Annotated in this window: 20 protein-coding genes; 9 read left to right on the top strand and 11 right to left on the bottom strand. The window is 58.5% G+C overall.

Annotation, left to right across the window (positions count from 1 at the left end; genetic code table 11):
• Positions 1-196: 196 nt before the first annotated feature.
• The gene (locus V8J88_RS03590; RefSeq protein WP_338847833.1) at positions 197-535 is read right to left on the bottom strand and encodes a hypothetical protein; all 339 of its coding nucleotides are present in this window, start codon (positions 533-535) and stop codon (positions 197-199) included.
• Between the two features lie 177 nt (positions 536-712).
• Between V8J88_RS03590 and V8J88_RS03585 the strand changes: the two genes are divergently transcribed.
• Positions 713-1,099: a hypothetical protein gene (locus tag V8J88_RS03585; RefSeq protein WP_338847832.1), complete on the top strand. Its 387-nt coding sequence runs from the start codon at positions 713-715 to the stop codon at positions 1,097-1,099.
• Between the two features lie 54 nt (positions 1,100-1,153).
• Positions 1,154-1,627, top strand: coding sequence for a hypothetical protein (locus tag V8J88_RS03580; RefSeq protein ID WP_338847830.1), 474 nt, complete (start codon positions 1,154-1,156; stop codon positions 1,625-1,627).
• 4 nt (positions 1,628-1,631) lie between these two features.
• Here V8J88_RS03580 and V8J88_RS03575 read toward each other — a convergent pair whose 3' ends face one another.
• Positions 1,632-1,883, bottom strand: a complete 252-nt coding sequence (locus V8J88_RS03575) for a hypothetical protein (RefSeq protein ID WP_338847829.1) — start codon at positions 1,881-1,883, stop codon at positions 1,632-1,634.
• A gap of 280 nt (positions 1,884-2,163) precedes the next feature.
• Here V8J88_RS03575 and xseA point away from each other — a divergent pair, with 280 nt between their 5' ends.
• From xseA to V8J88_RS03540, 7 genes are all read left to right on the top strand, one after another.
• A complete protein-coding gene (gene xseA / locus V8J88_RS03570; protein WP_338847828.1) occupies positions 2,164-3,555 on the top strand; it encodes an exodeoxyribonuclease VII large subunit in 1,392 nt (463 codons plus the stop codon).
• A gap of 166 nt (positions 3,556-3,721) precedes the next feature.
• Positions 3,722-4,303 carry a Fe-Mn family superoxide dismutase gene (locus tag V8J88_RS03565; RefSeq protein WP_338847827.1) on the top strand — a complete coding sequence of 194 codons (582 nt, stop codon included), beginning with the start codon at positions 3,722-3,724 and terminating at the stop codon, positions 4,301-4,303.
• Positions 4,304-4,529: 226 nt separating this feature from the next.
• Positions 4,530-5,393, top strand: coding sequence for a phasin family protein (locus V8J88_RS03560; RefSeq protein WP_338847825.1), 864 nt, complete (start codon positions 4,530-4,532; stop codon positions 5,391-5,393).
• Positions 5,394-5,497: 104 nt separating this feature from the next.
• Positions 5,498-7,249: an ABC transporter transmembrane domain-containing protein gene (locus V8J88_RS03555; protein WP_338847823.1), complete on the top strand. Its 1,752-nt coding sequence runs from the start codon at positions 5,498-5,500 to the stop codon at positions 7,247-7,249.
• Between the two features lie 52 nt (positions 7,250-7,301).
• On the top strand, positions 7,302-9,014 hold the full coding sequence (locus V8J88_RS03550) for an ABC transporter ATP-binding protein (protein ID WP_338849828.1): 1,713 nt from the start codon (positions 7,302-7,304) through the stop codon (positions 9,012-9,014).
• Positions 9,015-9,344: 330 nt separating this feature from the next.
• Positions 9,345-9,575, top strand: a complete 231-nt coding sequence (locus V8J88_RS03545) for a hypothetical protein (RefSeq protein ID WP_338847821.1) — start codon at positions 9,345-9,347, stop codon at positions 9,573-9,575.
• 56 nt (positions 9,576-9,631) lie between these two features.
• Positions 9,632-10,006: a hypothetical protein gene (locus tag V8J88_RS03540; RefSeq protein ID WP_338847819.1), complete on the top strand. Its 375-nt coding sequence runs from the start codon at positions 9,632-9,634 to the stop codon at positions 10,004-10,006.
• Between the two features lie 6 nt (positions 10,007-10,012).
• Here V8J88_RS03540 and V8J88_RS03535 read toward each other — a convergent pair whose 3' ends face one another.
• From V8J88_RS03535 to V8J88_RS03495, 9 genes are all read right to left on the bottom strand, one after another.
• Positions 10,013-10,819 (bottom strand): DUF2145 domain-containing protein, encoded by an 807-nt coding sequence (locus tag V8J88_RS03535; protein ID WP_338847817.1) that lies wholly within the window; start codon positions 10,817-10,819, stop codon positions 10,013-10,015.
• Positions 10,816-11,241, bottom strand: a complete 426-nt coding sequence (locus tag V8J88_RS03530) for a hypothetical protein (protein WP_338847816.1) — start codon at positions 11,239-11,241, stop codon at positions 10,816-10,818. Before V8J88_RS03530 ends, V8J88_RS03535 begins: the two co-directional genes overlap by 4 nt.
• 36 nt (positions 11,242-11,277) lie before the next feature.
• Positions 11,278-11,610 carry a hypothetical protein gene (locus V8J88_RS03525; RefSeq protein WP_338847815.1) on the bottom strand — a complete coding sequence of 111 codons (333 nt, stop codon included), beginning with the start codon at positions 11,608-11,610 and terminating at the stop codon, positions 11,278-11,280.
• A gap of 208 nt (positions 11,611-11,818) precedes the next feature.
• Positions 11,819-12,952, bottom strand: coding sequence for a hypothetical protein (locus V8J88_RS03520; RefSeq protein WP_338847813.1), 1,134 nt, complete (start codon positions 12,950-12,952; stop codon positions 11,819-11,821).
• A 1,176-nt stretch (positions 12,953-14,128) separates the two neighbouring features.
• Positions 14,129-14,908 carry a MipA/OmpV family protein gene (locus V8J88_RS03515; RefSeq protein ID WP_338847812.1) on the bottom strand — a complete coding sequence of 260 codons (780 nt, stop codon included), beginning with the start codon at positions 14,906-14,908 and terminating at the stop codon, positions 14,129-14,131.
• A 120-nt stretch (positions 14,909-15,028) separates the two neighbouring features.
• Positions 15,029-15,310, bottom strand: a complete 282-nt coding sequence (locus V8J88_RS03510) for a hypothetical protein (RefSeq protein ID WP_338847811.1) — start codon at positions 15,308-15,310, stop codon at positions 15,029-15,031.
• Between the two features lie 240 nt (positions 15,311-15,550).
• A complete protein-coding gene (locus V8J88_RS03505; RefSeq protein ID WP_338847810.1) occupies positions 15,551-18,463 on the bottom strand; it encodes a GAF domain-containing protein in 2,913 nt (970 codons plus the stop codon).
• Positions 18,460-21,495 (bottom strand): HAMP domain-containing sensor histidine kinase, encoded by a 3,036-nt coding sequence (locus V8J88_RS03500; RefSeq protein ID WP_338847809.1) that lies wholly within the window; start codon positions 21,493-21,495, stop codon positions 18,460-18,462. The genes V8J88_RS03505 and V8J88_RS03500 overlap by 4 nt, the downstream gene beginning before the upstream one ends.
• The gene (locus V8J88_RS03495; protein ID WP_338847807.1) at positions 21,492-24,536 is read right to left on the bottom strand and encodes an ATP-binding protein; all 3,045 of its coding nucleotides are present in this window, start codon (positions 24,534-24,536) and stop codon (positions 21,492-21,494) included. Before V8J88_RS03495 ends, V8J88_RS03500 begins: the two co-directional genes overlap by 4 nt.
• Positions 24,537-24,598: the final 62 nt, after the last annotated feature.

The raw sequence follows: 24,598 nt of genomic DNA, 5'->3' as shown, positions 1-24,598 counted from the left end.
TGCACAGTTTTTGTGGAAAAGCATGTGCGCAAGTTTCGCCACCTCAAGCTAAGCATCTGATAATAAAAGAAATTTTTATTCAGCCTGTTTTTTAGGCAGCGCACCGGCACATACCGCTGCGCAGTTCGGCAAACTGTCAGCGCCCGCACCTCACTGCCGGAAGTCAAATCAAGCGCCGCACAGCACAGCGGGCAGTTCAAGCATGCGGATCTTGCCGCAGATAGTCTTCCATCTGCGCCCGCGCCTCATCCACAGTCAAATCAATAGAATCAGATAAGGCTTCATCTTCATAGACCTCGGCCAACACCACGCGCAAGGGCAGTTGGCCATCTTCGATAGCATCCAAGATCAGCTTGAGCTGCGGCACATTGTGCGGCCAGTCGCCCCACAATGCCGGCATCTCCAGCACACTGCGGCCCTGCGCAGCATGCAGGCGCAGCTCAACGATCGACAAGGGCGATATCTTGCGCAGCGCAGCAATTTCTTGCACGCCAAGTGTGGTGTTGAGCGGGATAAAGCAAAAGGAGAGGAACATGGCGTCTCTATGGCATCAGCAAACCGGCAGGGGTGAAAGAGCGGTATCCGCCTGGAAGCGCTTAGCCTGATTCAAAGCGCCAAGCTGGAAAAACTGCATGCATCTATAATAAGGCAGGCTGAAACACAAGCACAACTTCGCCTTCCCGTCCCATTCAATACTGCTCCAATATCAATCATGAAAATTCTGTCAACACTGCTGGTCTTTGCCATGAGCCTGTGTGCGCCCGCATCGGCTCAACACAACATCCAAGCCGCCGCCTTACACGGCATGTGGCATATCAATGTCGCGCAGCAAGGCGTCAGCATGGCTTCCGTTGTGCATTTGAAAGAAGATCAGACTTTCACCAGCAGCACCAGGGCGAATGGCGCACCAGTGCTGGATGCCGCCGGCACATGGCGGGTTGATGGCAATAAATTAATATGGCGCTATGAACGTTCCAGCCATCCATCGATTACACCCGGCTTTGTCGATAGCGATGAAATTTTGGCGGCGGATCAAAAAATCTTGCGCCTGAAATCCAGTCTGTCCGGCAAAACCCGGGATTGGCAACGCTTGCACTGATCTGTTTTGCGCAAACGCAAAGCGCATCGGCGCACACTGTGAGGAGGCTGGCATATGTCTGCAAAGCGCAAGAAAATCATGCTGGCGTGTGGCGCGCTGATCATATTCAGCGCGAATTGCCTGTTTCTGATTTCCGCAATTGGCGCCTATCTGCGCTACAGCGCCCGGCATGAGTATACAGATGCGCGCTTCGCCGTCACCGGCGCCGGGGTGCTCGAACATCGGGCCCCTTTTCTGTATGGCGAAGTCAACGGCAGCAAGGAAATCTACATCGATCTCGAAGCGCCTGCCATGTCGGCGCCGGAGTATCTCAAGCACATCCCGGTTGGCACGCATTTTCCCATTAAATACAACCCGCAGATGAGCCACACTTTGCTGCAGGGCCAGTCTTTACGCGTGCTGGAGCACGGCTGGGACTTTGAAAACGATTTGGCGGCGCTCAGGTTTTATCTCTTGTATATCGCCGGCCCCAGCCTGCTTGCCGGCGCTGCATTCCTCTTGTTCAAGTGGAAAAAGCGCCGCGCCTGAACGCTCAGCCGCGCGCCAGACCGGCGCGCCATGCAGCTTTCCACATCTTTTCACAATTTTTGTGGAAAAGCATGTGCGCAAGTTTCCACAGCACTATATAAGCCATTGAAAAATAATAATTTTTTTGCTCTGCACAAATTTTAAGCAATTTCTGATCCCTGCTTATTTTTTCAGCAAAATCCTGCAAAATCATGCCATGTGCGCGCGCAAACGATTGCGTGGAACATGTTTCAGGCTGCGGCGGCGGTTTTATCAACAAGCTGCACAAGGGGACAGGGCTATGTGTGGATAAAAATGTGAATAAGCTGGGTGCAGGCAGTCAAAGCGCTTGATCTGACACGCTTTTTCTTTCTTTTTTCCAACTGTGGATAAATCGCTTGCTTTTTCAAAATCATTTTAAAATCAATGACTTGATAAATACTGTGATTTCATACAGTGAAATATGACAATTATATGGCAAAATCCACAGCCTGCGGGCGCGCCTTGCGCCGGCTGTGGATAAGCCGCCCGCGCGCCCTTTTCTGAACGGAAACACCATGGACAATAAAAAAATCTTCAGCGTCAGCCTGTTAAATCAAAGCGTGGCGCGGCTGTTGGAAATGCATATTCCACTGTGCTGGGTGGCCGGCGAAGTCTCAAATATGGTGCGGGCCGCCTCCGGCCACTGGTATTTCACGCTCAAGGATGAGCAAGCGCAGGTGCGCGCGGTGATGTTCAAGGGGCGCGCCCAATATGCCTCGTTTACGCCGCGCGAAGGCGATAAGGTGGAAGTGCGCGCCCAGGTCTCGCTGTATGCGCCGCGCGGCGACTATCAATTAAATGTGGAAGCGATCCGGCGCGCCGGCGTGGGCGATTTGTATGAGCAGTTTTTGCGTTTGAAAGCGCAATTGGAGCACGAAGGTTTATTTGCCCCGGAGCGTAAGCTGGCGCTGCCGCTGTTTGCGCGCACCATCGGCATTTTGACCAGCCTGCAGGCAGCCGCGCTGCAAGACGTGTTGAGCGCATTCGCGCGGCGCGCGCCGCATGTGCGCCTGATCATTTACCCGATCCCGGTGCAAGGGGCCGGGGCGGGCGAGAAAATCGCGCAGATGATCGCTACCGCCAATGCGCGCGCCGAGTGTGACCTGCTGCTGCTGGTGCGCGGCGGCGGCAGTATTGAAGATTTATGGAGTTTCAATGAGGAAGTGGTGGCGCGCGCGATTGCCGCCCGCCGCCTGCCGATGATTGCCGGAATTGGCCACGAAACTGATTTCACGATTGCCGATTTTGTCGCCGACTTGCGCGCGCCCACGCCCACCGCTGCAGCGGAATTGGCGGCGCGCAGCCGCACTGAGTGGTTGCAAGTCCTGCAAGGCGCGGCGCGCCGCCTGCAAACCCTGCAACATCGCCACTGGCGCGAACAGGCGCAACGCCTTGATCTGCTGACGCGCCGTCTGGAAGGGCCGCAACAGCGGCTGGCGCGCCTGCGTCTGGAATTGCAGTCTTTGCAACAGCGCATGCAGGCCGCCTGGAGCCGCCGGGCGCAAGCCGCGCGCCACCGTTTGCAGCAACAGCAAACCCGTCTGACATACTGCCTGCCGTCGAGCCGTGCCGGGCAACAATATTTGCAACAATTGCAGCAACGCATGGTGCGTGCGCAAAACCTGCGGCAACAACACGCCGCACAGCAATTGGCGATGCTCAAAGCGCAGTTGGATATGCTCAATCCGGCGCGCACCTTAGCGCGCGGCTATGCGATTGCGCAGGATGAGGCCGGCGCGCTGGTGCGCGACGCCGCCAGCCTGGGGCCGGGAGCCGGCCTGATTTTGCACACAGCGCAAAGTTCGGCCCGCTTCGAGCTTGCCAGCAGCAAGCCGCATCCGCCGCTGGGACAGGATGGGGGCAAAAAACGGGCCAGCCGCAAACGCGCCGGCGCGACCCCGGAATAAGTCTGTCGCCACGAATACCCGCAAGCGCGTTGCGGGTATTTGCGCACAAGTCTGCGCATCGGCGGCAACCGGCATACAATATGCGCCTCATTTGGAAGTTGCGCGGCTTGCCCGGGCAAGCCTGCCGCTACCGTAAGGCGCTTCATTCACCCAACGAGAGGAAAATATGGAACATACTCTGCCCGCCCTGCCGTATGATATGCAAGCACTGGCTCCGCACATCAGCCAGGAAACCCTGGAATTTCACTATGGCAAGCATCATCAGGCTTATGCCACCAATCTGAACAACCTGATCAAGGGCACCGAGTTTGAAAACGCCAGCCTGGAAGAAATCGTCAAGAAATCCTCCGGCGGCATCTTCAATAATGCTGCGCAAATCTGGAATCACACTTTCTACTGGAACAGCATGAAACCCAACGGCGGCGGCGCACCGACTGGCGCCTTGGCCGATGCGATCAACGCAAAATGGGGTTCGTATGACAATTTCAAAGCCGAATTCACCAAAGCTTGCGTGGGTAATTTCGGCTCCAGCTGGACTTGGCTGGTGAAAAAAGCTGACGGCTCGGTGGATATCGTCAACACCTCCAACGCCGCCACCCCGCTGACCACGGCGGATGTGCCGCTGATCACCTGCGATCTGTGGGAACACGCTTACTACATCGACTTCCGCAATCTGCGCGCCAAGTATGTGGAAACCTTCCTGGGCAATCTGGTGAACTGGGATTTTGCCGCCGCCAATTTTGCTTAAACCGGCATATGACTGAAAGAGAGCGGCGCAAGCCGCTCTTTTGCTTTGCAGCAAGAATTTTCCCCGCAATCCTCTTCATTGAAAAAAATCGCTTTGCTGCGCATTATTTAAGCCGGCAAGCACGGCAAAACCCGCTACAATGCCGATATTGCAGTGCACCATCGCACTGCGCCCGGCTGCCGACAGCCATGGCAGCGCCTTCTTTCCTGCAGATGAGGAGAATCACGTGTTTTCTTACAGCAATCCTTTCGCCGGCGAGCAACGCCTGCACCATAAAGTGCAAGACCAATGGCAAGCCCAATTCTTAAATCAAGTCAATCTGTTTGAAGATGTCAGCAACCACGCCCTGCACGGCGCCCAGCGCATGCTGGATCTGAGCCTGAACACCGGGCGCGCGCAACTGCAAAAAGCGCATGACTTGACGCAGAAACTGATTCAATCCAAACAACCGCAAGATGTGCTGCTGAAAAGCCTGGATCATCTGCAGCCGGAATGGCAGGCATTGTTGAACTATGGCGCGAAAATGGGCCAGATCGCCAGCGAAACCGGCAATGAAGTCATGAAAGCCGCCAGCAAACACGCCGGCAAATTTGAAACCGGCCTGCTGCAAGTGGCGCAGGAAGCCGGACGCAAATTTGAAAAAGCCGTGGTCAAGGCGGTGGATGAGGCTGTCGAAGCGCTGGAAGACAGCGTCGAGGATGCCGTCGAAAATGTCGAGCGCGCAGCAGCGAAAGTGGCGCGCCAGGTGAAAAAAGCCGCCGACAGCAATCCAGTCTTAAAAGCCGCAGCACAACACTTCCCGGCCCATTTGCCGGAAGCGCCCAGCATCAAGCCGGCGGCAGCCAAACCGGCGAAGGCAAAAGCGCCGAAAGCAGCCAAGCCGGCCAAGCTTGAGCCGCAAGCAGTCACGCCGGCAAAAGCCGGAAAAGCGGCCAAGCCGGCTAAAAAAGCCGCCGCCCCGGCCAGCGCCCCAGTGGAAAGCGCGGCCCCGCCCGCCGTCGCCGTCAACAGCCAGATCACTGACGCCACTGTCAGCGCCGTGGTCGAGAATCTGGAAAACGCAGCCACTCCGGAAACCCTGCAAGAGTAATCCCGCCTCGCCGATTCATTGCGGGAGTCTTGGAACATCGCTAAACTTGATGGTTTGCCGGGTGGCAATACGTCCCCCGGCGCCATAGCTAAAGAGGCCCCCGCATGACCCTAAGCCGCCTGCTTGGCGAATTCGTGCTGCGCCATAAGCGCGCCTATCTCATCTCCGCCTTCCTGCTGGCCAGCATTGCCGTGCTGACCGTGCTGGTGCCGCGCAAAGTCGGCCATCTGGTTGACGCGCTTGCCGCGCAACGCATCAGCAGCACAGAATTAATGCTGGAACTGGCGCAATTGCTGGCGATTGCCGTCACAATTTATCTGTGCCGGGTCGGCTGGCGTTTGCAATTATTCGCGGTGGCGTATCGTCTGGGCCAGGAATTGCGCACCCGCTTATATCAGCGCCTGATGTTGCACGGCCCCGGTTTTTACAATCAGCACCGCACCGGCGATTTGATGGCGCTGGCCACCAATGATATCGACGCGATTGAAATGGCGGCAGGCGAAGCCATGCTGGCGGCGTTTGATGGCAGCCTGACCCTGATTCTGGTGGTGGCGATGATGGTGCTGGGGGTGGATTGGCGCCTGGGTCTGGTCGCCCTGCTGCCCTTCCCGCTGATGGCCTGGGCCTTCTGGTATATCTCAGAACACATTCACGAAGCTTCAACACGCGCCCTGCGCGCCTTCGGCAATTTAAACGACCATGTGCAACAAAGTCTGGCCGGGGTGCGCAATGTGCGCGCGCTGGGGCTGGAGCAGCATTGCGCCGGCGAATTTTCGCAACACGCCGGTGAAGCGGCGCAAGCCAGCTATGACGCGCAGCGCTGGGAAGCGGCGTATGAACCTGCGGTCGGCATCACCTTGGCGGCGGCCATCGCCGCCACCCTGGGTCTTGGCTCCTGGCTGATTTTGCAGGGCGAATTGAGTATCGGCCAGCTCACCAGTTTCAGCATGTATCTGGGCCAATTGATCTGGCCGATGTTCGCCGCCGGCTGGGTGCTGGCTTTGATTGAACGCGCGCGCGCCGCTCTGGGCCGGCTGTGGCCGGTGTTGTCCGCGCCGCCGGATATTGCCGATCAAGGCCAGCTGACTGTCGCGCCGCGAGGCGCGCTGCAAGTGCAACAGCTGTCCTACCGCTATCCGCAAGCTGCGCAAACGGCCTTGCACGACATCAGCTTCACCTTGCAACCGGGGCAAACCCTGGGTCTGGTCGGCCCCACCGGCAGCGGAAAATCAACCCTGATCCGCCTCTTGCTGCGCCAATATTCGCCGGACAGCGGGCGCATTGTCTGGGGCGATGCGGAACTGGCGCACTACAGCCTGGACACGCTGCGCCAGGCCAGCAGCTGGGTGCCGCAGGAATCGTTTTTATTCTCCGCCACCCTGGCTGAGAATATCGCCCTGGCCAAGCCGCAAGCGGATATTGAAGAGGTTCGCAGAGTCGCGCAACTGGCGGCGATTGATGAAGACATCGCGCGCTTTCCGCATGCCTACCAAACCGAAGTCGGCGAGCGCGGCCTGACTTTATCCGGCGGTCAGCGCCAGCGTGTGGCCTTGGCGCGGGCGCTCTTGGCCGACAGCCGCCTGCTCTTGCTGGACGACGCCTTATCCGCCGTCGATACCGGCACCGAAACCCGCATCTTGCAACATCTGCAGGAAATGCGCGCCGCGCAGCCAGACAAAATGGTGGCGGTGGCCAGCCACCGCTTGAGCGCCGTGGTCAACGCCGACCATATTCTGGTCTTGCGCGAAGGCCATATCATCGAACAGGGAACGCACCAGCAATTGCTGGAATTGAACGGCTGGTACGCCAGCCAATGGCGTTATCAGCAATTGGAGGCCAGTCTTGAGGCAAGCTGAACGGCAAGAACGCCAACGCGCACGCGATAAAGCGAACGCCAACTGGAGCGCCTTGCGCTTATTGGTGCGCGCTGCGCAACCGGAACGCCAACACTTATACGCCGCCGTGCTGTGGCTGGCCTGCGCCACCGCTTTCGATGTGCTGGCGCCGTGGCTGGGCAAACATGTGATTGATCAGTATCTGCGCCCCGGGGTACATGATTTTGAAGCGATTTTATGGCTGGTGGCGGGCGCATTTCTGGCCGGCAGTTTCGCCTCGCTGCTGCGCTATCTGCAGTTGCGCCGCCTGGCCGGCCTGGCGATGCGCTCGGTGCAACGCGTGCGCGAGCAAGTGTTTTCCCATGTCTTGCACCTGCCGATGGCGTATTTCGACCGCGCCATCACCGGCCAGCTGGTCTCGCGCGTGACGAATGACACCGAACAAGTCAAGGCGCTGTATGTGCAAGTGCTGTTTGTCTTGCTTGATTCCGGCATTTTGCTGTTGGGCACCATGGTGGCGATGGCGTTTCTGGATTGGCGCCTGATGCTGATCGTGCTCTTATTAGCCCCGCTGGTGCTTGTGATTGTGCGCCTGTATCAAAAACTGAGCGCGCCGGCGGTCGCCCGCACGCGCGAATTGCGCAGCGAAATCAATGCGCAAATGGCGGAATCCATCGGCGGCATGAGCGTCTTGCAAGCCAGTAATGCGGCGCCGCGCTTCAGCCAGCGTTTTCACCAGGCCAATGAACAGCAATATTTGAGCCGCATGCGCGAGATGCGCGCCAATGCCTGGATGTTGCGCCCGATGCTGGACATGTTGAACATCCTGCTGACGGTGGCGATTTTGTACGCCTTTGGCCGCCGCCCGCTGGACGCAATGGAAGTCGGCGTGTTGTACGCTTTTTTGAGCTATACCTCGCGGGTGGTTGATCCGCTGATCCAAATCACGATGCAGTTTTCACAATTGCAGCAAGCGATTATCGCCAGCGCGCGCGTCACCACCCTGCTCGACGAAGCCGCGCAAGACCAGCGCCAGGGCCAGGCGCAAATCGAACACGGCGGCCTGCGCCTGGAGCAAGTGCGCTTTGCCTACAATGAAGAGCAAACCGTCTTGCATGGCTTGGATCTGGAGATTAAACCTGGCCAATTTTTTGGCATTGTCGGCCACACCGGCAGCGGCAAATCGACCCTGCTTTCGCTCTTGCTGCGCTTTTACCAGCCGCAGCAGGGCCGCATTTTGCTGGACGGACATGCGCTGCAGGATTTGAGCAAAGAAACCTTCCGCAGCAAGCTGGGCTTAGCCCCGCAAGACCCATTCTTGCTGGCGTCCAGCGTGGCGGAAAACATCGCCATGGGCCGCACCATCAGCCGCGCGCAAATCGAAGCCGCCGCCAAAGCCGCGCATGCGCATGATTTCATTTGCGCTTTGGAGCAAGGCTATGACACGCCATTGGGCGAAGGCGGCAGCCGCCTTTCCAGCGGACAAAAGCAACTGATCTCCCTGGCGCGCGCGCTGGCCGGCGAACCGCGCATTTTGCTGCTGGACGAAGCCACCGCCCACATTGACAGCGAAACCGAGCAGATCGTGCAAAAAGCCTTGCAACAACTGCACGGCAAAGTCACCATCATCGCCATCGCGCACCGCCTCTCCACCATCCGCGACGCCGATCAAATCGTGGTGCTCAACCATGGCCGCATCGCCGAACAGGGCCGGCATGAGGAGCTGATGGGAATTGAACAGGGGATTTATCAGAGGCTGTATTTGTTGCAGCAGTTGGATGTGTGAGCGCAGTTGGAGGGAGGGCAACGCCCTCCTGTCTGTCACCTGAAAAAAATCACCTGAAATGAGCAGACTGCCTTTTTTGTGCTACACTTTTTTTAGCTTTCAACCTGCCAAATCAAAGGGCGAGTATCCAGCATTCCGAACGCCCTGAGCAGGTATTTCTGAACTGCGTAAAGCTTGCGCTCATGCCATGCTCAAGCAAGCAGTTCAAAAGAGCATGGATTCAGCCGTTACCGCTATTGACTATGCTTTTGCAGCCATAGCAATATCGGGAAAAGGCATGGATATGGATACGAACCAGATTCGCCAGCACAAGGCCGTGCCTCAAATATTGTGCGTGCGAGTAAGACAGGGCATATAAAAATGCGCGACAACACGGTACATCCTTCGCTCACCAAACCACAGCAGGAACCAGCTGAAAAAGAGAAAAAAAAGCTGAGCGTCACGATTCGGAACAGCAAAGTCAAAATCAAAAGCGAAGCAATGCGCGCTTTGCTGGAAAAGTTAAACAAACAAGAGCCGGATTGGGCTGAAAAGATGGCGGCGGAACTCAGTAAAACCTGACAATGACGACAAAGATACTCGATTTTAAACAGGAAATTCTTGATGCGATTGAAATCGTGCAAAAGATTCATCACATCAAAAAAACAGTATCTGATTTACGTAAAATAGACTGGTTGCATGATCGATTTCAGATCGAATGCGATGCCTTCCCAATCTGCACATTCCTTGACCCGCTGGAAATCAAGGCCGGCATCGCCACTTGGCTGATCAGCCAAGGCAAACCGGTCGCCCTGCCAGCCTCCACCAAACATCACGATGCGCATCTGCTGTTTAATGAACTGGTGGCGGCATGGGTAGGCGCTTCCTTTTGCCATCAAAAAAAGGGGTTCAAGGCTAACCGCAGCTTCATCCTGAAAATCGCACAATCCCTGCACATCCATACGCACACGCCGGCGAGCTGTGCGCTTGTCTTTGCTACCCAAAGCCTGTGACATGCCTCACGGCAACTTAATCTCCACCACCTGCGCCGCCGGATCGCGCTGCTTGAAAAAGCCAAACATCGAATCCACCGTCACCGAGTCAATCTGCCCTGCCATGCGGCGGTCAAAGGGGTGGTCGTCAAACGCCACATTGGCGCGGAACATGCGCCCGCCCAGCCGGGTCAGGGTGGAAATGCGCAAGGTGCTGGGCTGATAGCCGTTTTGCTTGAGCCAGGCTTGCGCCTCTTTGCGCGGCTCGCTGCCAACATTGTCCAGATGCGCGGCGGCATAGGTCTCTAACAGCCATTGATTGGAATTCTGATATCTGGTGGAAAAGGGATACGCCACCATATTGTAGTCAGGCCAATGCATCAGATACGATTTGCGCTTGGCGAACAGGTTTTCCAGACGGTTTTGCAGCTCGGGGCCGGGAATCAGGATCTTGGTCTCGAACGCAAACATATCGTCGAGGAAAAAATTGCCCAGTCCTTCATCATATAAATCCGACTGCGCCGTACCGCAGGTATTCAACTCATGCACCACCAGCCAGCGGCCCTTGGGATGATCCCGCCAGACCAGGCCGGCATGGCTGTAACGCAGCTGGTATTTGGATAAATCCTGGCCGACCCGGGCGATAAAAGCAAAGCGCGGATTGGCCTCCTCCAGCGCATTTTTAGTGCGCTGCGCCAAATCCATGGCCTTGATCGCACTGTCCGCCTTGATCATGCGCTCTTCACACGAGCGCCCGGCCTGCGCCGGCGCGCCGTGCAACACCAGCGCGCCGAGCGCAAATACAAAACAGCTTTGACGCAAAATGTTCATCATTTCTCTCTGGAATGGGAATGGTGCACCAGGCTTTGTCCGCTTTCATTCACAATCAAACCCAGCACCCGGCCTGAGGCCAATAAAACATAGCCGGTGGATATCGCCGCCACTTGCACACTGGCGCCAGTGGCCAGCGAAGCGTCGCGCACGATCTTCGCGCTGGCGCGTACGCTCACGCGTGAACCATCGAGCGCGCTTTTCAGGATCAGCAGCACGCCCTTGCCGGACGCCTCGACCGCTTCCAACACAAACTCGCTGGCCCCACCGGCCAGCACGCTGGCGCCGCCCACCACCATCATGGAGGCGTAAATGCTGTCATCGCTGGCTTGATTGGAAAGGAGATGTTCGCGCGCATTGGCATGCAAGGCGCCGCACAGCGCCAGAGCGGCGCACACAAAATGAAGGGGGTTGCCGGTTTTCATGAAGATTCCTCAGCGCTGTTGATCAGGCGTTGGAATTCAAGCCGGCTCCCGGTTGCGTGAATGGTGTAACAGCGCGCGCCCCTGTTCATTTGGAATGATGCCCAGCACTTTGCCGGAAGCCACCAGCAATTGTCCGCTGGCGCTCGCCACCAATTCCACACTGGCCGCCGTGGCTTGGGAAAAATCCTGCCCCATGCGGCGGGAAAACTGGAAGGTGTGGCGCGCACCGCTGACTGCCGATTGCACCACCACCTCCAAACCCTTCGCGCTGACTTGCACCGATTGCACGCTTAAATTTCCGGCTTCATGCGCCAAGGCCAGCGGCAGAATCAGCACCGACATGGCGCTCATTCCGCTTAATTCACTCATATCGCTTTGCGCGAAAACCGGACTTGAACCCAACAAACCACATACTAAAACGCTGGAGCACAAGCTCATCTGTACACGCTTGGCAGTATTCATTTGATCCTCTTGGAGTAGCGCGTGAGATCACGCTTGGGCGCAATTTATCATACATGCATTGCTTTTGTATTGCAAAACTGTAACTTCTCCCATTCCAAGCAGCCGCACTCCCGCCTCAGACACACAGCGGCGCGGACTCCGCCTTGCGGGTGCTGTCCGCAGCGCTGAGGCTGGCTTGCGGTTGGAAGCAGACAATTAACAATGAACGCAAAGCCGGATCATCTTTTTGGAAAGACTGGCTCCACACCAGCGCCCCATCCGGCGCCTTGACTTGCACATGCAGCAAGGTTTGCACATGCGAAGGCACCGGGCAGGTCGGGCCAAAAGCAAAAGCAATCCCGCTTTTCCCGGCAGAGCCGGATTGCGCATCCCAATCCAGTTCAACCGCCTGAAAACTGCCGGCCTGTTGCGCATCGGGTGAGAGATATTCGACGCTGATCTGATAGCGGCGCAGAGCCTCACGCGAAAGCGCCGGCGCGCCATCCAGATTCACCACTTGCAGGCGGCCTGCAATATCCAGCATGCGCGACGGACTGAAACAAAGGCTGAAGTCAAACAGAATATCAAAGCGGTTTTGCAGCAGATCAAGCGCGGCCTCGATTTGTCTTGCCCCTTGCGCGCGCAACACCGCTTTGCAACGCGCCAGCAATTTGGCTGGCAGCACATCCGGGACATACGCGCCTTGCGGCACATAATCCAGCATTTCACGCAGCAACCAGATAAACACACCGCTTTGCGCGCAGCCTGTGATGCTGGAAAAACCGGCATGCAAGGCTTCGTAGCCGGTGCGCGACAATAAATAAAAATCCTGCGGCGCCAGCTGGGCGCCACGGGCCTGGCCTTGGCCGCACAGAACCACAGCGGCAGACTGGCGAGGCATCAGCAGCGCGTGCAAGCTTTGCTCTCCCAAAGTTGCGCCGCTGTCAGCGTCATCGAATTGCACTTGGATCTGCAGCGCCAGCTGATCCACATCGGGATTTTGGGCGCACAGCACATACTGCATGTACGCCGCGCAGGCGGATGCCTGCTGCCCCAGCAGATCCGCTGACGGCAAGGAAATTTGATATTGCCGCGCGCCACTTTGCTGGCTCTGCAGCAAGGTCTGCAGCGAGCCTGGCGTGCGGCTTGGCGCAACCCCTGCAGCTGGCGGCAGGCTGTAAGTCCATTGCGGATAAGAAAAGCGCAGAGTCAAGGCCGGCAGAGCTTGTTCGCTGTGTTCAATGCTCAGATTTTTTTGCAATGTCAACATGATGATCCTCATTCCTGTTTGCGCGGCATTCCCGGCGGTTTGCAAGCCTGCTTGCGGGTTGGGCGCTCTGTTATAACTGCCAAGCTGCGCCAATGGCGCGCTGATCCGAAATAGTCCAGCCTGTGCTGCCGGTTTTCCCATCCGCGTCCGGTGTGCGCATGGGTGGAAGAGGGTTGAAAGCAAGGCCGGCAGCTGCTGATTTGTGTTTTTGGCATGCTGCGCGCCGATTACGCCCCGATTGTCTTGCATGTTTTTGCTATTTTTCGGGACTGTTATTTCCTTGCCTGAGCGAAATATAGGCCGCTTTTTGAGGCGCGTCAAAGGTTTTTTTTGGCATTTTTATTAATTTTTTGAGGTGTTTTGCTTTTATTTGTGCCTGCTTTTTGCGCACTTTATTTTATTACCTTGTACTTGTTTTTCCGATTATAGAAATAAAGAATATTTAATTATCGCTTAAATAAAGAATACAGTTTCCGGCACAACCTGGAATTGATAAGCACAAATGCGTTTCTTATCAGAGAGACAAGCAAAAAAGGGAAGACGCAAGCCGGGCGTACAGACGGGACTTGAAACCATAACAGTTTGCAACAAAAGTAAAAGGCATCTTTACAGAATCCAGCCCTTGCCTCACATGCGCAGGCTGAGATCAGGTGTGAAATCACCTTCAGTTTGTAACAAAGAATTTTTTCGGAAGCAGGCTGAGCAGCTGTCGCGCAACGTGAACAGCACGCTCCATCGCAGTTAAAAGACAATGTATAAGCCGCCACCAGATCGCCGTTTGCGATGTGGCGTTAAACTGTCTGCATGGTTTTTCTTGAAAGAGGGAATGCCAAAACACATCTCAAGTAAAGAGGCGGCCAGCCCTCATATTTCCCACCACCGCGCGTTGCACGGTTGCGGCTGGCGCCATCTCCTTTGCGCTGTATTCCTGTAAAGGCTATGACGGTATTTCTGCACTGTGCTTGCGTCATCAGTATCACAACAGCGCTGATGTCGCCGGACACATACAGTCAGCGCTGTTCCAACTATCGCTTTGCTTAGCCTGTTTGATACCGCCGCTGCGCCTTTCTGCCGCGAAACAATGGTTTCCTCTGGCTGGCGTCTGAAATGGGACGGGAATCCCCCTTTGCCAGCCATTCCCGCAGGGCGGCAAGCGTGACTCACCGGCGCAGTTGATCAAAACCGGTAATTCACCGCCGCCATGAATTTCGGATTGCTCTTGTTGCGCACCAGCGGGCTGCTGGCGGCGTCGCCCAGCAGGTGTTGCACGCCGCCGCTGATGCGCAGCGACCAGGGGGCGCTTAACATGCGGGTCCAGTTGACTTGCAGCTCCATCGCTTCCAGCCCGCTGCCCGGCCGATATGCGCGGTAGCCGGAGGCGGCGCTTTGCTGCGGCGTCACGCCATACCAGGTTTGTGCGTGCTCAGCGGAACCCCATGCGGTTTTCCATTCCAGCTCCACTTGTTGCTCTTGGTCGCGATACAGCGTGCCGGATAGATTCAGATGCAGGCTGCGCCCGGTTTCGCGTTGCGACAAAGGTTGCTGGAAGCGCAGCCCGGTTTTCAAGGCGCCAAAATCATAGACCGCGCCCAAGATCAATTGCGCGCTGCCGGGAATGTCGCCCATGCCGCGCAAATCGTCCGAACCACGGCTGAAAGCGCCGCCGCGCTCATCCTCGCGCCCGGGGGCGTAGCCTATGGCCGCCGATAATTGCCATGCGTCAAGCTGATGGCGATAGCCGAAGCCGCGCATCATGCTGGCGAAAAAACCGCTGGCGTGCTGGTAATCAAAAAAGACCAGCGGCTTGGCCCGTTTTTTATCCGCGCCGTCATATTCCGCGCTATAGCTCAAGCCGGCGCCCAACATCAGCACGTTTTGCGCGGCATTGCCCTGCGCCATCGCCTGCCCGGCCAAGGCTGTCACACTGAGCGCCAACACTGCTTGTTTCACATCCATACATCACTCCTGAAAAAGGGGCGTAAGGCCCGAACCAGCGCTGCGCTGCAAGGCATGGCGGACATGCCGCAAAGCGTACAACACTTCAGCGCTCAAATTTAAATGCGAATCAGCCACTTTTTATGACAACAGTCCACGCCCAAATTTCCCCGTGGCTGCGGGGCGCCCGGCGGGACGGCGGCGCTTTGCTGCGCATGCCAACATCCAGCCCGATGTGGGGACAGTTTTCTCAGCCGCAAGGCGCTCACCCTGACAGAAAATAGTGCAGCGCTGAAAAACAGATGAAAACTGCAGAACGCCGGCAACAAGCGTCTGCCGCTTTACTTTGATTTTTGCCTCATCTTTTTTATCAATATAGAAAAATAATGCGCAAAATACTGTCTTAAGAAAAACTTTTTGCATTGTTTTTTTCCAGGCAGCATGTTTTTTGACTATATCCTTTCGCGCTGGCATCGCCGGTTTTTGACGTTCGCAAGTCCATCCCCCTTGCAAATATTGAACATATCTCCTCTTTTCCCGCAAGCATATTGGCCTTGGCGCAGGTCAGCGGATATCAGCGCTATGCGCGCCAAGCGGATAAGGCGGCAGCGTCGCCAAGCGCTGGAGCCTGATGCAGTCAATTTTTCCACACCGGGCAGGCTGCTAGCTGTCTGTTTTGCCGCTCGGAGATGGCAACAGCACTTCCACCGCTGCGCTGTGCGGTTGACTGTAATACGCGATGCTGCCCTGCAATTCCTGCACGATGCGCTGGGCGATGCGAATGCCGGGGCCGGGGTCGAGGTTTTCCAGACGCGCGCCCTGTTCCGGCTGGATTTCAAAGCGCACATGCAGCCATTCGTCTTCGCGGCTTTGCGCAATGTGCAAATGGCCATGCTGGCCGCTGGCTTGCAGCAGGAATTGCAGCACATGCATCCAGACCTGATTCAATTCGCCGATACGGATCGGCCAGTCCGGCAGTTCCGGCCAGTCCAGGCGCAAACTCACCTGGCCGTGCCACAGCTGGCGGTAAATGGTCAAGACCGCTTGCAAGCCGCTTAATAAATCGCCGGCTCCGGCCAGCTCGCCGCTGCTGCGGACAAAGCTGCGCAAGGCTTGCACCAGGGCGCTGATCGCCGCCACCGCTTGCAAAATTCCGTCGCATCCCTGTTCCAGACTGGCGACCTGGCGGCGGATTTCCTGTAACAGCGGGGGGGCATCGGGCATGTCTGCGGCGCCGGGGGTCAACCAGCGCAGCCATGGCGTGCTGCGGCCATGTTGCAGCAGCCAGGCCAGCAGCTGCGGCAAGGCTTCCAGCAGGGCCGGCAGGGCGGCGTTGATTTGCTGCGAGGCGGCTTGCATGGCCTGGGTCGGCTGACGGATCTCACGCGCGACTTGCGACAGCAATTGGCCGAGCAAGGCCATTTTTTCCTGGCGTAATAATTGTTCCCAGCTGTTTTGCAATTGCTGGTGTGCGCTTTCCAGCTCACGGTGGGTGGTGTGCAAATCGCGGTGCGCTTCCAATTGTCCGCTATGCGCCTGTTCCAGACTGGCGAAGGCGTCGCAGTTTTCCAGCGCAATCGCGGCATACACCGTGAGGGTGCGGATGATCAGCCGCTCGCGCCGGTCGAAGGCGCTGACGGCACGCGCTTTGACTGTCAACACGCCCAATTGCCGCCCTTCCACCCGCAAGGGCAGATAAATCGCCGATCCCATCGGCTGAGCGGCGCGGGCGCTGGCCCGGGCTTGTACGTGCGGCGGAAAATTGACATGGATTTCGCGCTGCTCGCGCCAGCACAGCGCGGTCATGCTGTCAGACGCGTCGAGCGCGATTTGCGCGTCCAGCTGCGGGCTGTTCTCTTCATGAAAAAACACGCTGCGCAAGCAGTGCTGCGCCTCATCCAGACGGAAGATGGCGAAGGAGTCGGCGCGCATCGATTGCTGTAATTGCTGCCACAGGCTTTGATACACCGCCTGCGGGGCCAGATGCGAGGTGATTTCCAGGCCCAACCGCGCCAGTTGCAAAAGGGTGGCCCCGGTTTGCTGCAGCAGGCCGGCGCGCGCTGCTTGCTGTTGCAGTTGCAATTGCTGGCTGGCGGCTTCGGCGCGCAGGCGTTCCGCTTCATTGTGCAATTGCAGCGCCTGGGCGCGCGCGCGCGCCGCACTGGTGTGGGTGCGCTGATAAGCTTGCAGACAGCGCTGGCCATATTCGCACGCTTGTTGCAACTGTCCCAGGCGGCGGTATTCCGCCGCCAGTTGCTGCAGCAATTCCGGGGTGGCTTGATACCCCTGCAAGCTGGCGGCCATGCTTTGCGCTTCCAATAAATAATGCAGGCTGGCGCTGGGCGCTTGCAGATCGGGCGGCGGCGCGAAGTCATGGCGCGCATAGATTTGCGCCAGCAAACAGCAGGCGGCGATTTTTTCCGCATTCACATGCACGCAGGAATGCAAGGCTTGCTGCGCCTGTTGCAAGGCGGCATGGCCATCGCCGAGCTGTAAAAAAGCATCGGCTTGCAGGCGGTGCGCCACCGACAGCAAATCGGCAAACTGCTGGCTGCGCGCAATCCGCTCCATTTGCGCCGCATGCTGCAATCCGGCCTGGGTATCGCCCTGCGCCAGACAGCTGGCCGCCAAGTATTGCAGATTGATGGCGTGGGTGCGGCCTTGCGGCATTTGCAATAAGAGTTGCTGGGCTTCTTGCAGCATGCTGCGCGCAGCCCCGTATTGCTGTTGCAGATGCAGGGTGTTGCCGGCCTGGCTCAGACTGGCGGCCAGCATGCGCGGCCAGCCGTGCCGGCGCGCGGTTTGCAAGCTGGTTTCGGCCCATTCCAGCGCGCTGGCGTAAGCATGCAATTGATTGAAATCGTCATTTAAATTGCAGGCGCAAATCAAGGCTTGCAAATCCTGGCCGGTGTTTTGCGCCAATTCATGCGCCAGACTCAGATGACGGATTGAGCTGGCGTATTCGCCGCGCTGCGAGGTGAGCGCGGATTGCAAGGATTCGATGTGGGCCTGCAGCGCGCTGTCTTCCGGCAACGGGTGCATGGCGTGCCAGGCGTGCCAGGCGGCGCGTGCGGCCTCATGGTCATTCAGCGATTGCAGGCGGATTAAGCGCACCTGGGCGATATCGGCGCGCACCCAGTCATCCGGCAGCGCATGTTGCATCATTTCCTGCAGCCAATTGGCGCTGGCGGCGGCGCCGCTTTGTGCAAAATCAACCCAGGCCAGTAAAAAACAGGCGTCGGCGCATAAAATTTCATCGCGCATGCCCATCGCCTGCGCCAGCACTTTTTCTGCGCGCGCATGGACTTGCTGCAATTGTGTGGCGCGGGTGGATATCAGATAGTCGGCTTCACAGCGTATTAATTGGCCGCGCGCCTGCATCGAACTGCGGCTTTGCTCATCGCAACAGTGCCAGTGCTGTTCCAGCTGTTGCAGCAAGTCCAGGCTGTGGCGGGTATCGCATTGCCGCACATACCAGGCCAGTTCCAGCAGGCTGTGGCAGAGTTGCCCGCCTTGCAAACGGCGCAAGCTGTCTTGCAAAAAGGCGCGCAATTCCGGATTGGCGAACAGTTTCATGCGGCCCCTCCGCTGGCTGGCGCGGTCAGCGGCAAGTGCACATAAAAACAAGTGCCCTGTCCCTGGGTCGAGGTGAAGCTGATGCGCCCGCCATGGCTTTCCACAATGTCGCGCACAATGTCCAGCCCCAAGCCGCTGCCCTCGCCTTGCGCCTTGGTGGTGAAGAAGCGCTCAAAAATTTTATCCTGGTGTTGCGGCGCGATGCCGCAGCCGGAATCAGCAATCGCCACCACCGCTTGCTGCCCCTCGCGGTAGAGGCGGATTTGCAAACGCCCGTTGTATTGCATCGCCTGCAGCGCGTTTTTCACCAGATTGATCCAGACCTGATTCAATTCATCGGCGCGGCACCACAGCGGCGGCACCTCTTCATATTGCAAATCCAGTTCGATATTGCGCCGCATTCTGCCGTGATACAGCGCGAGGGTGGCGTCGAGGCAGTCGCGCAGTGAGACTTTTTGCAATTCGGCGCGCGGGCCGTTGCGCGGCGCGAAGGAGTCCAGCGCAAACACGATCTTGGCCAGATTATCAAAGGCCAGGCGGATCCGCTCGGCGCTGCGCAATATCAGCGCCAATTGCTGCGCCAGTTGCAAAACCTGCTGCGCATCGGCGCCTTGCAACAGCGGCAGCCATTGGCGCCAGTCCTGCGCGCGCAAATCATGCAATACGCCGGCCATATGGCGCGCCTGGGCGATGCCGGCCTGTTCCAATTCCTGTTGCAAGGCGCGCAGGATCTGCCGCTCTTGCTTGCTGGAGAGCATCGGCGCGCTGTGTGCGGCTTGCTGCACCAGTTGCAAAAACAGGCGCTGGCGCGCCTGGTCAAGCTGCAGCAGGCGCTCGCCATTGCCGGAAAATAATTCCTGCAGAGAGTCGAGTATGCTTTGCGCCGCTGATTGCATGGCGCTGCCGGGGGTGTTGACTTCATGCGCCACATTCGCAATCAATTGCCCCAGCGCGGCCATGTTTTCCTGTTGCAGCAGGCGGGCGCGGGTTTGCTGCAAATCGCGGTGCGCGGCGTCCAGCCTGGCATGGGCCTGGCGCAATTCCGCGTGTGCGGCGGCGGACGCATCCAGCGCCTGGCTTAGCGCATCGTGCGCTGCGCAATTTTGCAGGGCGATTGCGGCGCTGGCCCCGAGATTGCTGAAAATCTGTTGCGCGGTGGCGCCGAAGGCCTGTTCGCGCCGCGCATACGCCACCAGCAATTTGTCGTGCCGGTTGGAGAGCGGCAAATACATCGCGCTGGTAAAACCGCTGTCTTTTTGCAGGCAGCAGGAAGCGCCGGCTTCGCGCTGACACAATAACAGGCTGTCATCGCGCAGGGCTTCGTGCAATTCGCTTTCGCATTCGCTCCAGGCCAGAAAGCGTTCTTCCAGGCGCACCCCGTCCAGGGCGCCGGCCTGCAGCCATAAAGCATCGCCCCAGATTTCCAGCAAGGCCCAGGCGTCACACGCCAGCAAGCTGTGCAAATGGTTGTGCAAGACGGCGCACACGCGTTCGCTTTGCAATTCGAGTGTGATTTCCTGGCCGGCGCGGCCCAGTTGCTCCAACATGCGATTGGTTTGCGCCAGCAAGGCGGTATGTTCGGCTTGCTGCTGTAATTGGGCGAATTGGCGCGCGGTCTGTTGCCGCAATTCGCTGGTTTCCTGATCAAGTTGCAGGGCGCGCGTGCAAACATCCTGCAGGCGCGCATCCTGCTCCATTCTGGCTTGCAGGGCTTGCAGCAAGACTTGATCGGCGGCGGCGTAATCAGCGGCGGCGATGTGCAGGGCGGCTTGCTGCTCCAACAGTTGCGCGCTTAAGGCATGATCGTCGCGGGTGAGTTGCAAGGCGCGTTGCAACAGCGCCAGGGCTTGCGCGGCCGGCTGCAATTGCGCTTGCAGCGCCAGCGCCTGGGCGTGCGCGCCGGGGTCCAGGCTGCTTTGCGCTAACAACATGTCCAACACTTGTTGCGCTTCGGCGTTGCGCGCCAGTTTGAACAAGGCGCGCGCCTGCGCCAGCAAGGCGCTTTGCAATAATTCGCGCCATTGCTGCGGCTGCACAATCGCTTGCAATTGCATGCCGCGCTCCAGCGCCTCTTTCGCTTCGCCGCATTCCAGATGCAAGGGCAGCCATTGCTGCAGGCAGAGCGCGTATTCGCGGCGCGCTTGCGGCAGGCGCATCAACAGCGCTTGCGCCTGTTGCAGCAGGCGGCGCGCTTGCGGATATTGCTGTAATTGCAGATGAATTTCCGCGCTCTGGCTCAGGCAGCGCGATTGCAGGCGGCGCGAACCCATGCGCTGCGCCAAGTCGCGCCCGCGCTCAACCCATTCCAGCGCGGTTTGCGAAGCTTGCAGGCGGTTGAAACAATTGCCGGCGAAAATCGCGGCGGCAAAGGCTAAGCGCAGCATGCCGGCGTCGCAGCTTTGATCAAACACCGCGCTGGCGTGCGCCAGGGCTTGCACCCAGTCTTGCTCTTCGCGGCAGGCGGCGGCCAACAAAAACCGCGCCGAGGTGTGCAAACCCGGATCATCCGCCACTTTTTGCAAGGCTGACCAATCCTGCCAGGCGCGCCAGGCCAGCTGCGGTTCGCGCAAGCCGTACAGCACAGCGCTGCGCAAGCGCCCCATGCCGCGCCGCTGCGGCAGGTCGTGCGAGAGCGCTTCCATTTCGGCAAACCAATATTCCGACAAATTGCGGCGGCCCTGGTCAAACGCAATCCAGGCCATCAGACAGGCGGCGTCAGCCGCCAGCAGCAGCGCCTCATGCGGCGAAAACAATGCAGCCGCCTGCTCGCTGCGGGTCTGGCGCCAGAGTTGCTGCGCAATATGCCAGGCCGGGCCGAAGCGGTCTTGCAGCCATTCCGCTTCCGCCGCAATCAGGCGCAGGCGCGCCGCCTGGGCCGGCGTGGCGTGCGGCGCCAATTCCTGCGCAATCGCTTGCGCGGCGGCCACATCGGACTGGCGCAAATACCAGGCCAGCCGCAGTTTTCCTTGCGCGTCCAGCTCCTCGGCTTGCTGCAAAGCCAGCACATCGAGGCGGCAGGCGAACATTTTCATCGCGCCCCCCGCGTCTCCAGCGGCAGATGCACAAAAAAGCTGCTGCCGCATCCCGCAATGGAATGGCAATGAATGCGGCCACGGTGCTGCTGCACGATCTGGCGCGCAATCGTCAATCCCAAGCCGCTGCCCTCCCCGACTGCACGGGTGGTGAAGAAGCGCTCAAAAATGCGTTCCTGCAAATCTGCCGCAATCCCGCAACCGCTATCAATGATGGCCACTACCAGCTCCTGTTCCTGGCGGCTCACGCTCAAAGTCAGTTCTCCTTGATATTGCATGGCCTGCAAGGCATTTTGTATCAAATTCATCCAAACTTGTTGCAAATCATGCGGCCGGCACAATAAAAGCGGCAAATTCTGCTCGTATTGCCGCTTCAGGCGCACGCCTTGCTGCAGCTTGCTTTGATACAGGGTGAGCACGGTTTCCAGACTCTCCGGCAGGCGCACCCTTTGCAATTCCGCCTCGCCCGGCGCCTGCACCAGGGAGCGCAGCGCAAACACCACTTTTGACACATTGTTGACTGCATGACGGATGGCGCCGGCGCTGGCTAACACGCTGCCGAGTTGCTGCGCCAGATGCAGGATGTGATCCGCATCGACCCGCAGCAGCAGCGGCAGGCAGGCATGCCAATCGCCTTGCGCTTGCAATTGCGCCAGCACGCCGGCCTTATGCCGCGCATTCGCCACCCCGGCTTCTTGCAAATCCTGTTGCAGCTGGCGCGCCAGCTGGCGTTCGCTGCGGCTGTCCAGCGGCGCGCCGGCATGCCGCAAGAGCCGCGCAAACAGGCTGCGCTCCGCTTCATTCATGCTCAATAAAAGGCGCGGCAATTCATCCAGCGCATGGCGCAGTAAATCGGCAATGCTCTGACTCGCCGATTTCATGGCGCTGGTGGGAGTGTTCAATTCATGCGCAATGCTGGTGATCAATTGGCCCAGGGTGGCCATTTTTTCCTGTTGCGCCAATTGCTGCTGGGTGTCTTGCAAATGGCGGTGCGCGCGGTCGAGATCGAGATGGGCGTCGGCTAATTCGGTATGCGCCTGCGCCAGTTCGGCATGGGCGGCGCAATTGTCCAGCGCAATCGCGGCATATGCGGCCAGATTGCGCGCGATCATCAATTCCCGCGTGCCATAAGCATGCGGCGGCTGGCATTGCAAACTCATGGCCCCCAGCACCTGGTGTTCGAGCAAGAGCGGCATAAAGAGTGAGGAATCCATGGCTTCGCGCGCATGCGCGGCGCGGCGTGCGCTGTCGGCGCGGCAGTCGCGCAATTCGCGCCGCTCGCGCACGCAGCGCACCAGCGCTTCTTGCAGTTGCGAGAGCGGCACTTCGGCGCCATCCAGGCGCTCGTCAAATTCAATGCAAAACACGCGCTTGAGCAGCAGCCCGCTTTTATCCAGCAGCCAGATGGCGAAACTGTCCACCTGCAATAAATCGTGCAAATGGTAGTGCAAGGCGGCATACACATCTTCGGCTTGCAAATGGAGGGTGATTTGCTGGCCGATGCCGCCTAATAATTCCAGGGTTTCATTGGTTTCCTGCAGCAGTTCGGCGCGGCGCGCCTCGGCTTCCAGACGCAGTTTTTCGGTTTCGTGATTGAGTTGCAGCGCCAGCGCGCGCTTGTCGGCGGCGCGGGTGTGGATTTGTTCGCGCGCATGCAGCGCCGCCAAAGCATGTTGATACGCCAATGCATGTTGCTCCAGGCTGGCGTATTCGCCGGCCAGCATTTGATGCAATTCCGCCGGGATGCGGTAACCCTCCATGCCGCGCGCCAGTTCCAGCGCCTGCAATAAATAATGCAAGGCGGCGCGCGGCGCAGCGCATTCAGGCGGCGGCGGCAAATGGGCAAATTCGCGGTGCAGACTGGCCAGCACGCACAAGGCGGGAATTTTTTCTTCAATCAGCTTGTGCGCGGTCTGCAGCGCGCGTTGCGCCACTTGCAGCGCCTGTTCTTCCTGCCCCAGGCGCGCCAGCGCCTGGGCTTGCGCGCGCAAGGCCCAGGACAGTAAATCGCCGCCCAGCGCTTTGCGGCGCGGCTCCGGCTCCTGCAGCGTATGCAGGGCTTGCATATATTCGCCGCAGTCGAGCCGGCTTTGCGCCAGATACATCGAAGCCAGCGCATGGTAATAGCCCTTGCCCAGCGGCCCCAGCAAGTGCAAGGCTTCCAGCAGCAATTTGCGCGCCGCCTCATGTTCTTGCTGCAAGCGCAAGGTGTTGGCGCTTTGTATCAGACTGATCGCCAGCGGCCCCGGCCAGGCATGCTGGCGCGCCAGCTGCAGGCTGCGCTGCATCCACTCCAGCGCGGCATGGTATTCATTGAGTTGGTTGAAACTGTCGCCAACGCAGCTGGCGGCGTAAATCGCTTCGCAGATCTGGCCGCATTCCAGCGCCTGTTGCCAGGCCAGGGCGAAATGGCGCACCGCCTGTGCATCTTCATTCTGGCCATGCGCCAACATGCCATTCAGACAATTCACCGTCACGCAAGCAGCCTGCGGCAGCGGGGCCGGGGCCTGCTCTTGCCAGCGCTGCCATTCACTGGCGGCGCGCTGGCAATCACTGCGCGACTGCAGGCGCGCCAGCAAAGCATGCGCCACCGCGCTGCGTTCCGGGTTATCTTGCGCCACTTCTTTCATACGCATCAAATGCTGGCGGCAATTCACTTCATCGCCTTCCGAGAAATACAACCAGCATAAAAGCAGGCAGGCGTCTGCGCTCAAGGCATCATCCTGCCAATCCTGGGCCTGACGCCAGATCTGTTGCGCCAGCCCGATGCCGGCTTCCTGCTGGCCATCCAGCCAATGCCATTCCGCTTGAATCAAATGGCTGCGCGCCTGCGCCAATTCGCGCGTGCGGCGCGCCACGCCGGAGGCGAATTCCATGCTTTGCAATAATTCGCGCGCCCGCGCGCGGTCGCTTTGCCGCACATACCAGGCCAGATGCAGGCGCAAAGGCGTGCCCTCAGCGGTGACGGCATGGGCCTGAATCGCCTTTTCCAAATTGGCGATGGATTCACGGTTAGCAAACAGATGGGGCACTGCATCCATACAGAAGCTCCGGTGGATAATGCGTAATGACTGTATTTGATTGCCCCAGGCCTGGCGCGCCG

Origin of the sequence: Massilia sp. W12 (assembly GCF_037300705.1) — a bacterium.
Lineage (GTDB): Bacteria > Pseudomonadota > Gammaproteobacteria > Burkholderiales > Burkholderiaceae_D > JACPVY01.
The sequence above is the reverse complement of the archived record's forward strand: the minus strand, read 5'-3'. Positions and strand labels throughout refer to the sequence as shown.

Bases quoted from the DNA above. Each gene is read 5' to 3' on its own strand.
- V8J88_RS03590 (WP_338847833.1), bottom strand. From the start codon at position 535: ATGTTCCTCTCCTTTTGCTTTATCCCGCTCAACACCACACTTGGCGTG.
- V8J88_RS03585 (WP_338847832.1), top strand. From the start codon at position 713: ATGAAAATTCTGTCAACACTGCTGGTCTTTGCCATGAGCCTGTGTGCG.
- V8J88_RS03580 (WP_338847830.1), top strand. From the start codon at position 1,154: ATGTCTGCAAAGCGCAAGAAAATCATGCTGGCGTGTGGCGCGCTGATC.
- xseA (WP_338847828.1), top strand. From the start codon at position 2,164: ATGGACAATAAAAAAATCTTCAGCGTCAGCCTGTTAAATCAAAGCGTG.
- V8J88_RS03565 (WP_338847827.1), top strand. From the start codon at position 3,722: ATGGAACATACTCTGCCCGCCCTGCCGTATGATATGCAAGCACTGGCT.
- V8J88_RS03555 (WP_338847823.1), top strand. From the start codon at position 5,498: ATGACCCTAAGCCGCCTGCTTGGCGAATTCGTGCTGCGCCATAAGCGC.
- V8J88_RS03535 (WP_338847817.1), bottom strand. From the start codon at position 10,819: ATGATGAACATTTTGCGTCAAAGCTGTTTTGTATTTGCGCTCGGCGCG.
- V8J88_RS03530 (WP_338847816.1), bottom strand. From the start codon at position 11,241: ATGAAAACCGGCAACCCCCTTCATTTTGTGTGCGCCGCTCTGGCGCTG.
- V8J88_RS03525 (WP_338847815.1), bottom strand. From the start codon at position 11,610: ATGAGTGAATTAAGCGGAATGAGCGCCATGTCGGTGCTGATTCTGCCG.
- V8J88_RS03520 (WP_338847813.1), bottom strand. From the start codon at position 12,952: ATGTTGACATTGCAAAAAAATCTGAGCATTGAACACAGCGAACAAGCT.
- V8J88_RS03515 (WP_338847812.1), bottom strand. From the start codon at position 14,908: ATGGATGTGAAACAAGCAGTGTTGGCGCTCAGTGTGACAGCCTTGGCC.
- V8J88_RS03510 (WP_338847811.1), bottom strand. From the start codon at position 15,310: ATGCAAAAAGTTTTTCTTAAGACAGTATTTTGCGCATTATTTTTCTAT.
- V8J88_RS03505 (WP_338847810.1), bottom strand. From the start codon at position 18,463: ATGAAACTGTTCGCCAATCCGGAATTGCGCGCCTTTTTGCAAGACAGC.
- V8J88_RS03500 (WP_338847809.1), bottom strand. From the start codon at position 21,495: ATGAAAATGTTCGCCTGCCGCCTCGATGTGCTGGCTTTGCAGCAAGCC.
- V8J88_RS03495 (WP_338847807.1), bottom strand. From the start codon at position 24,536: ATGGATGCAGTGCCCCATCTGTTTGCTAACCGTGAATCCATCGCCAAT.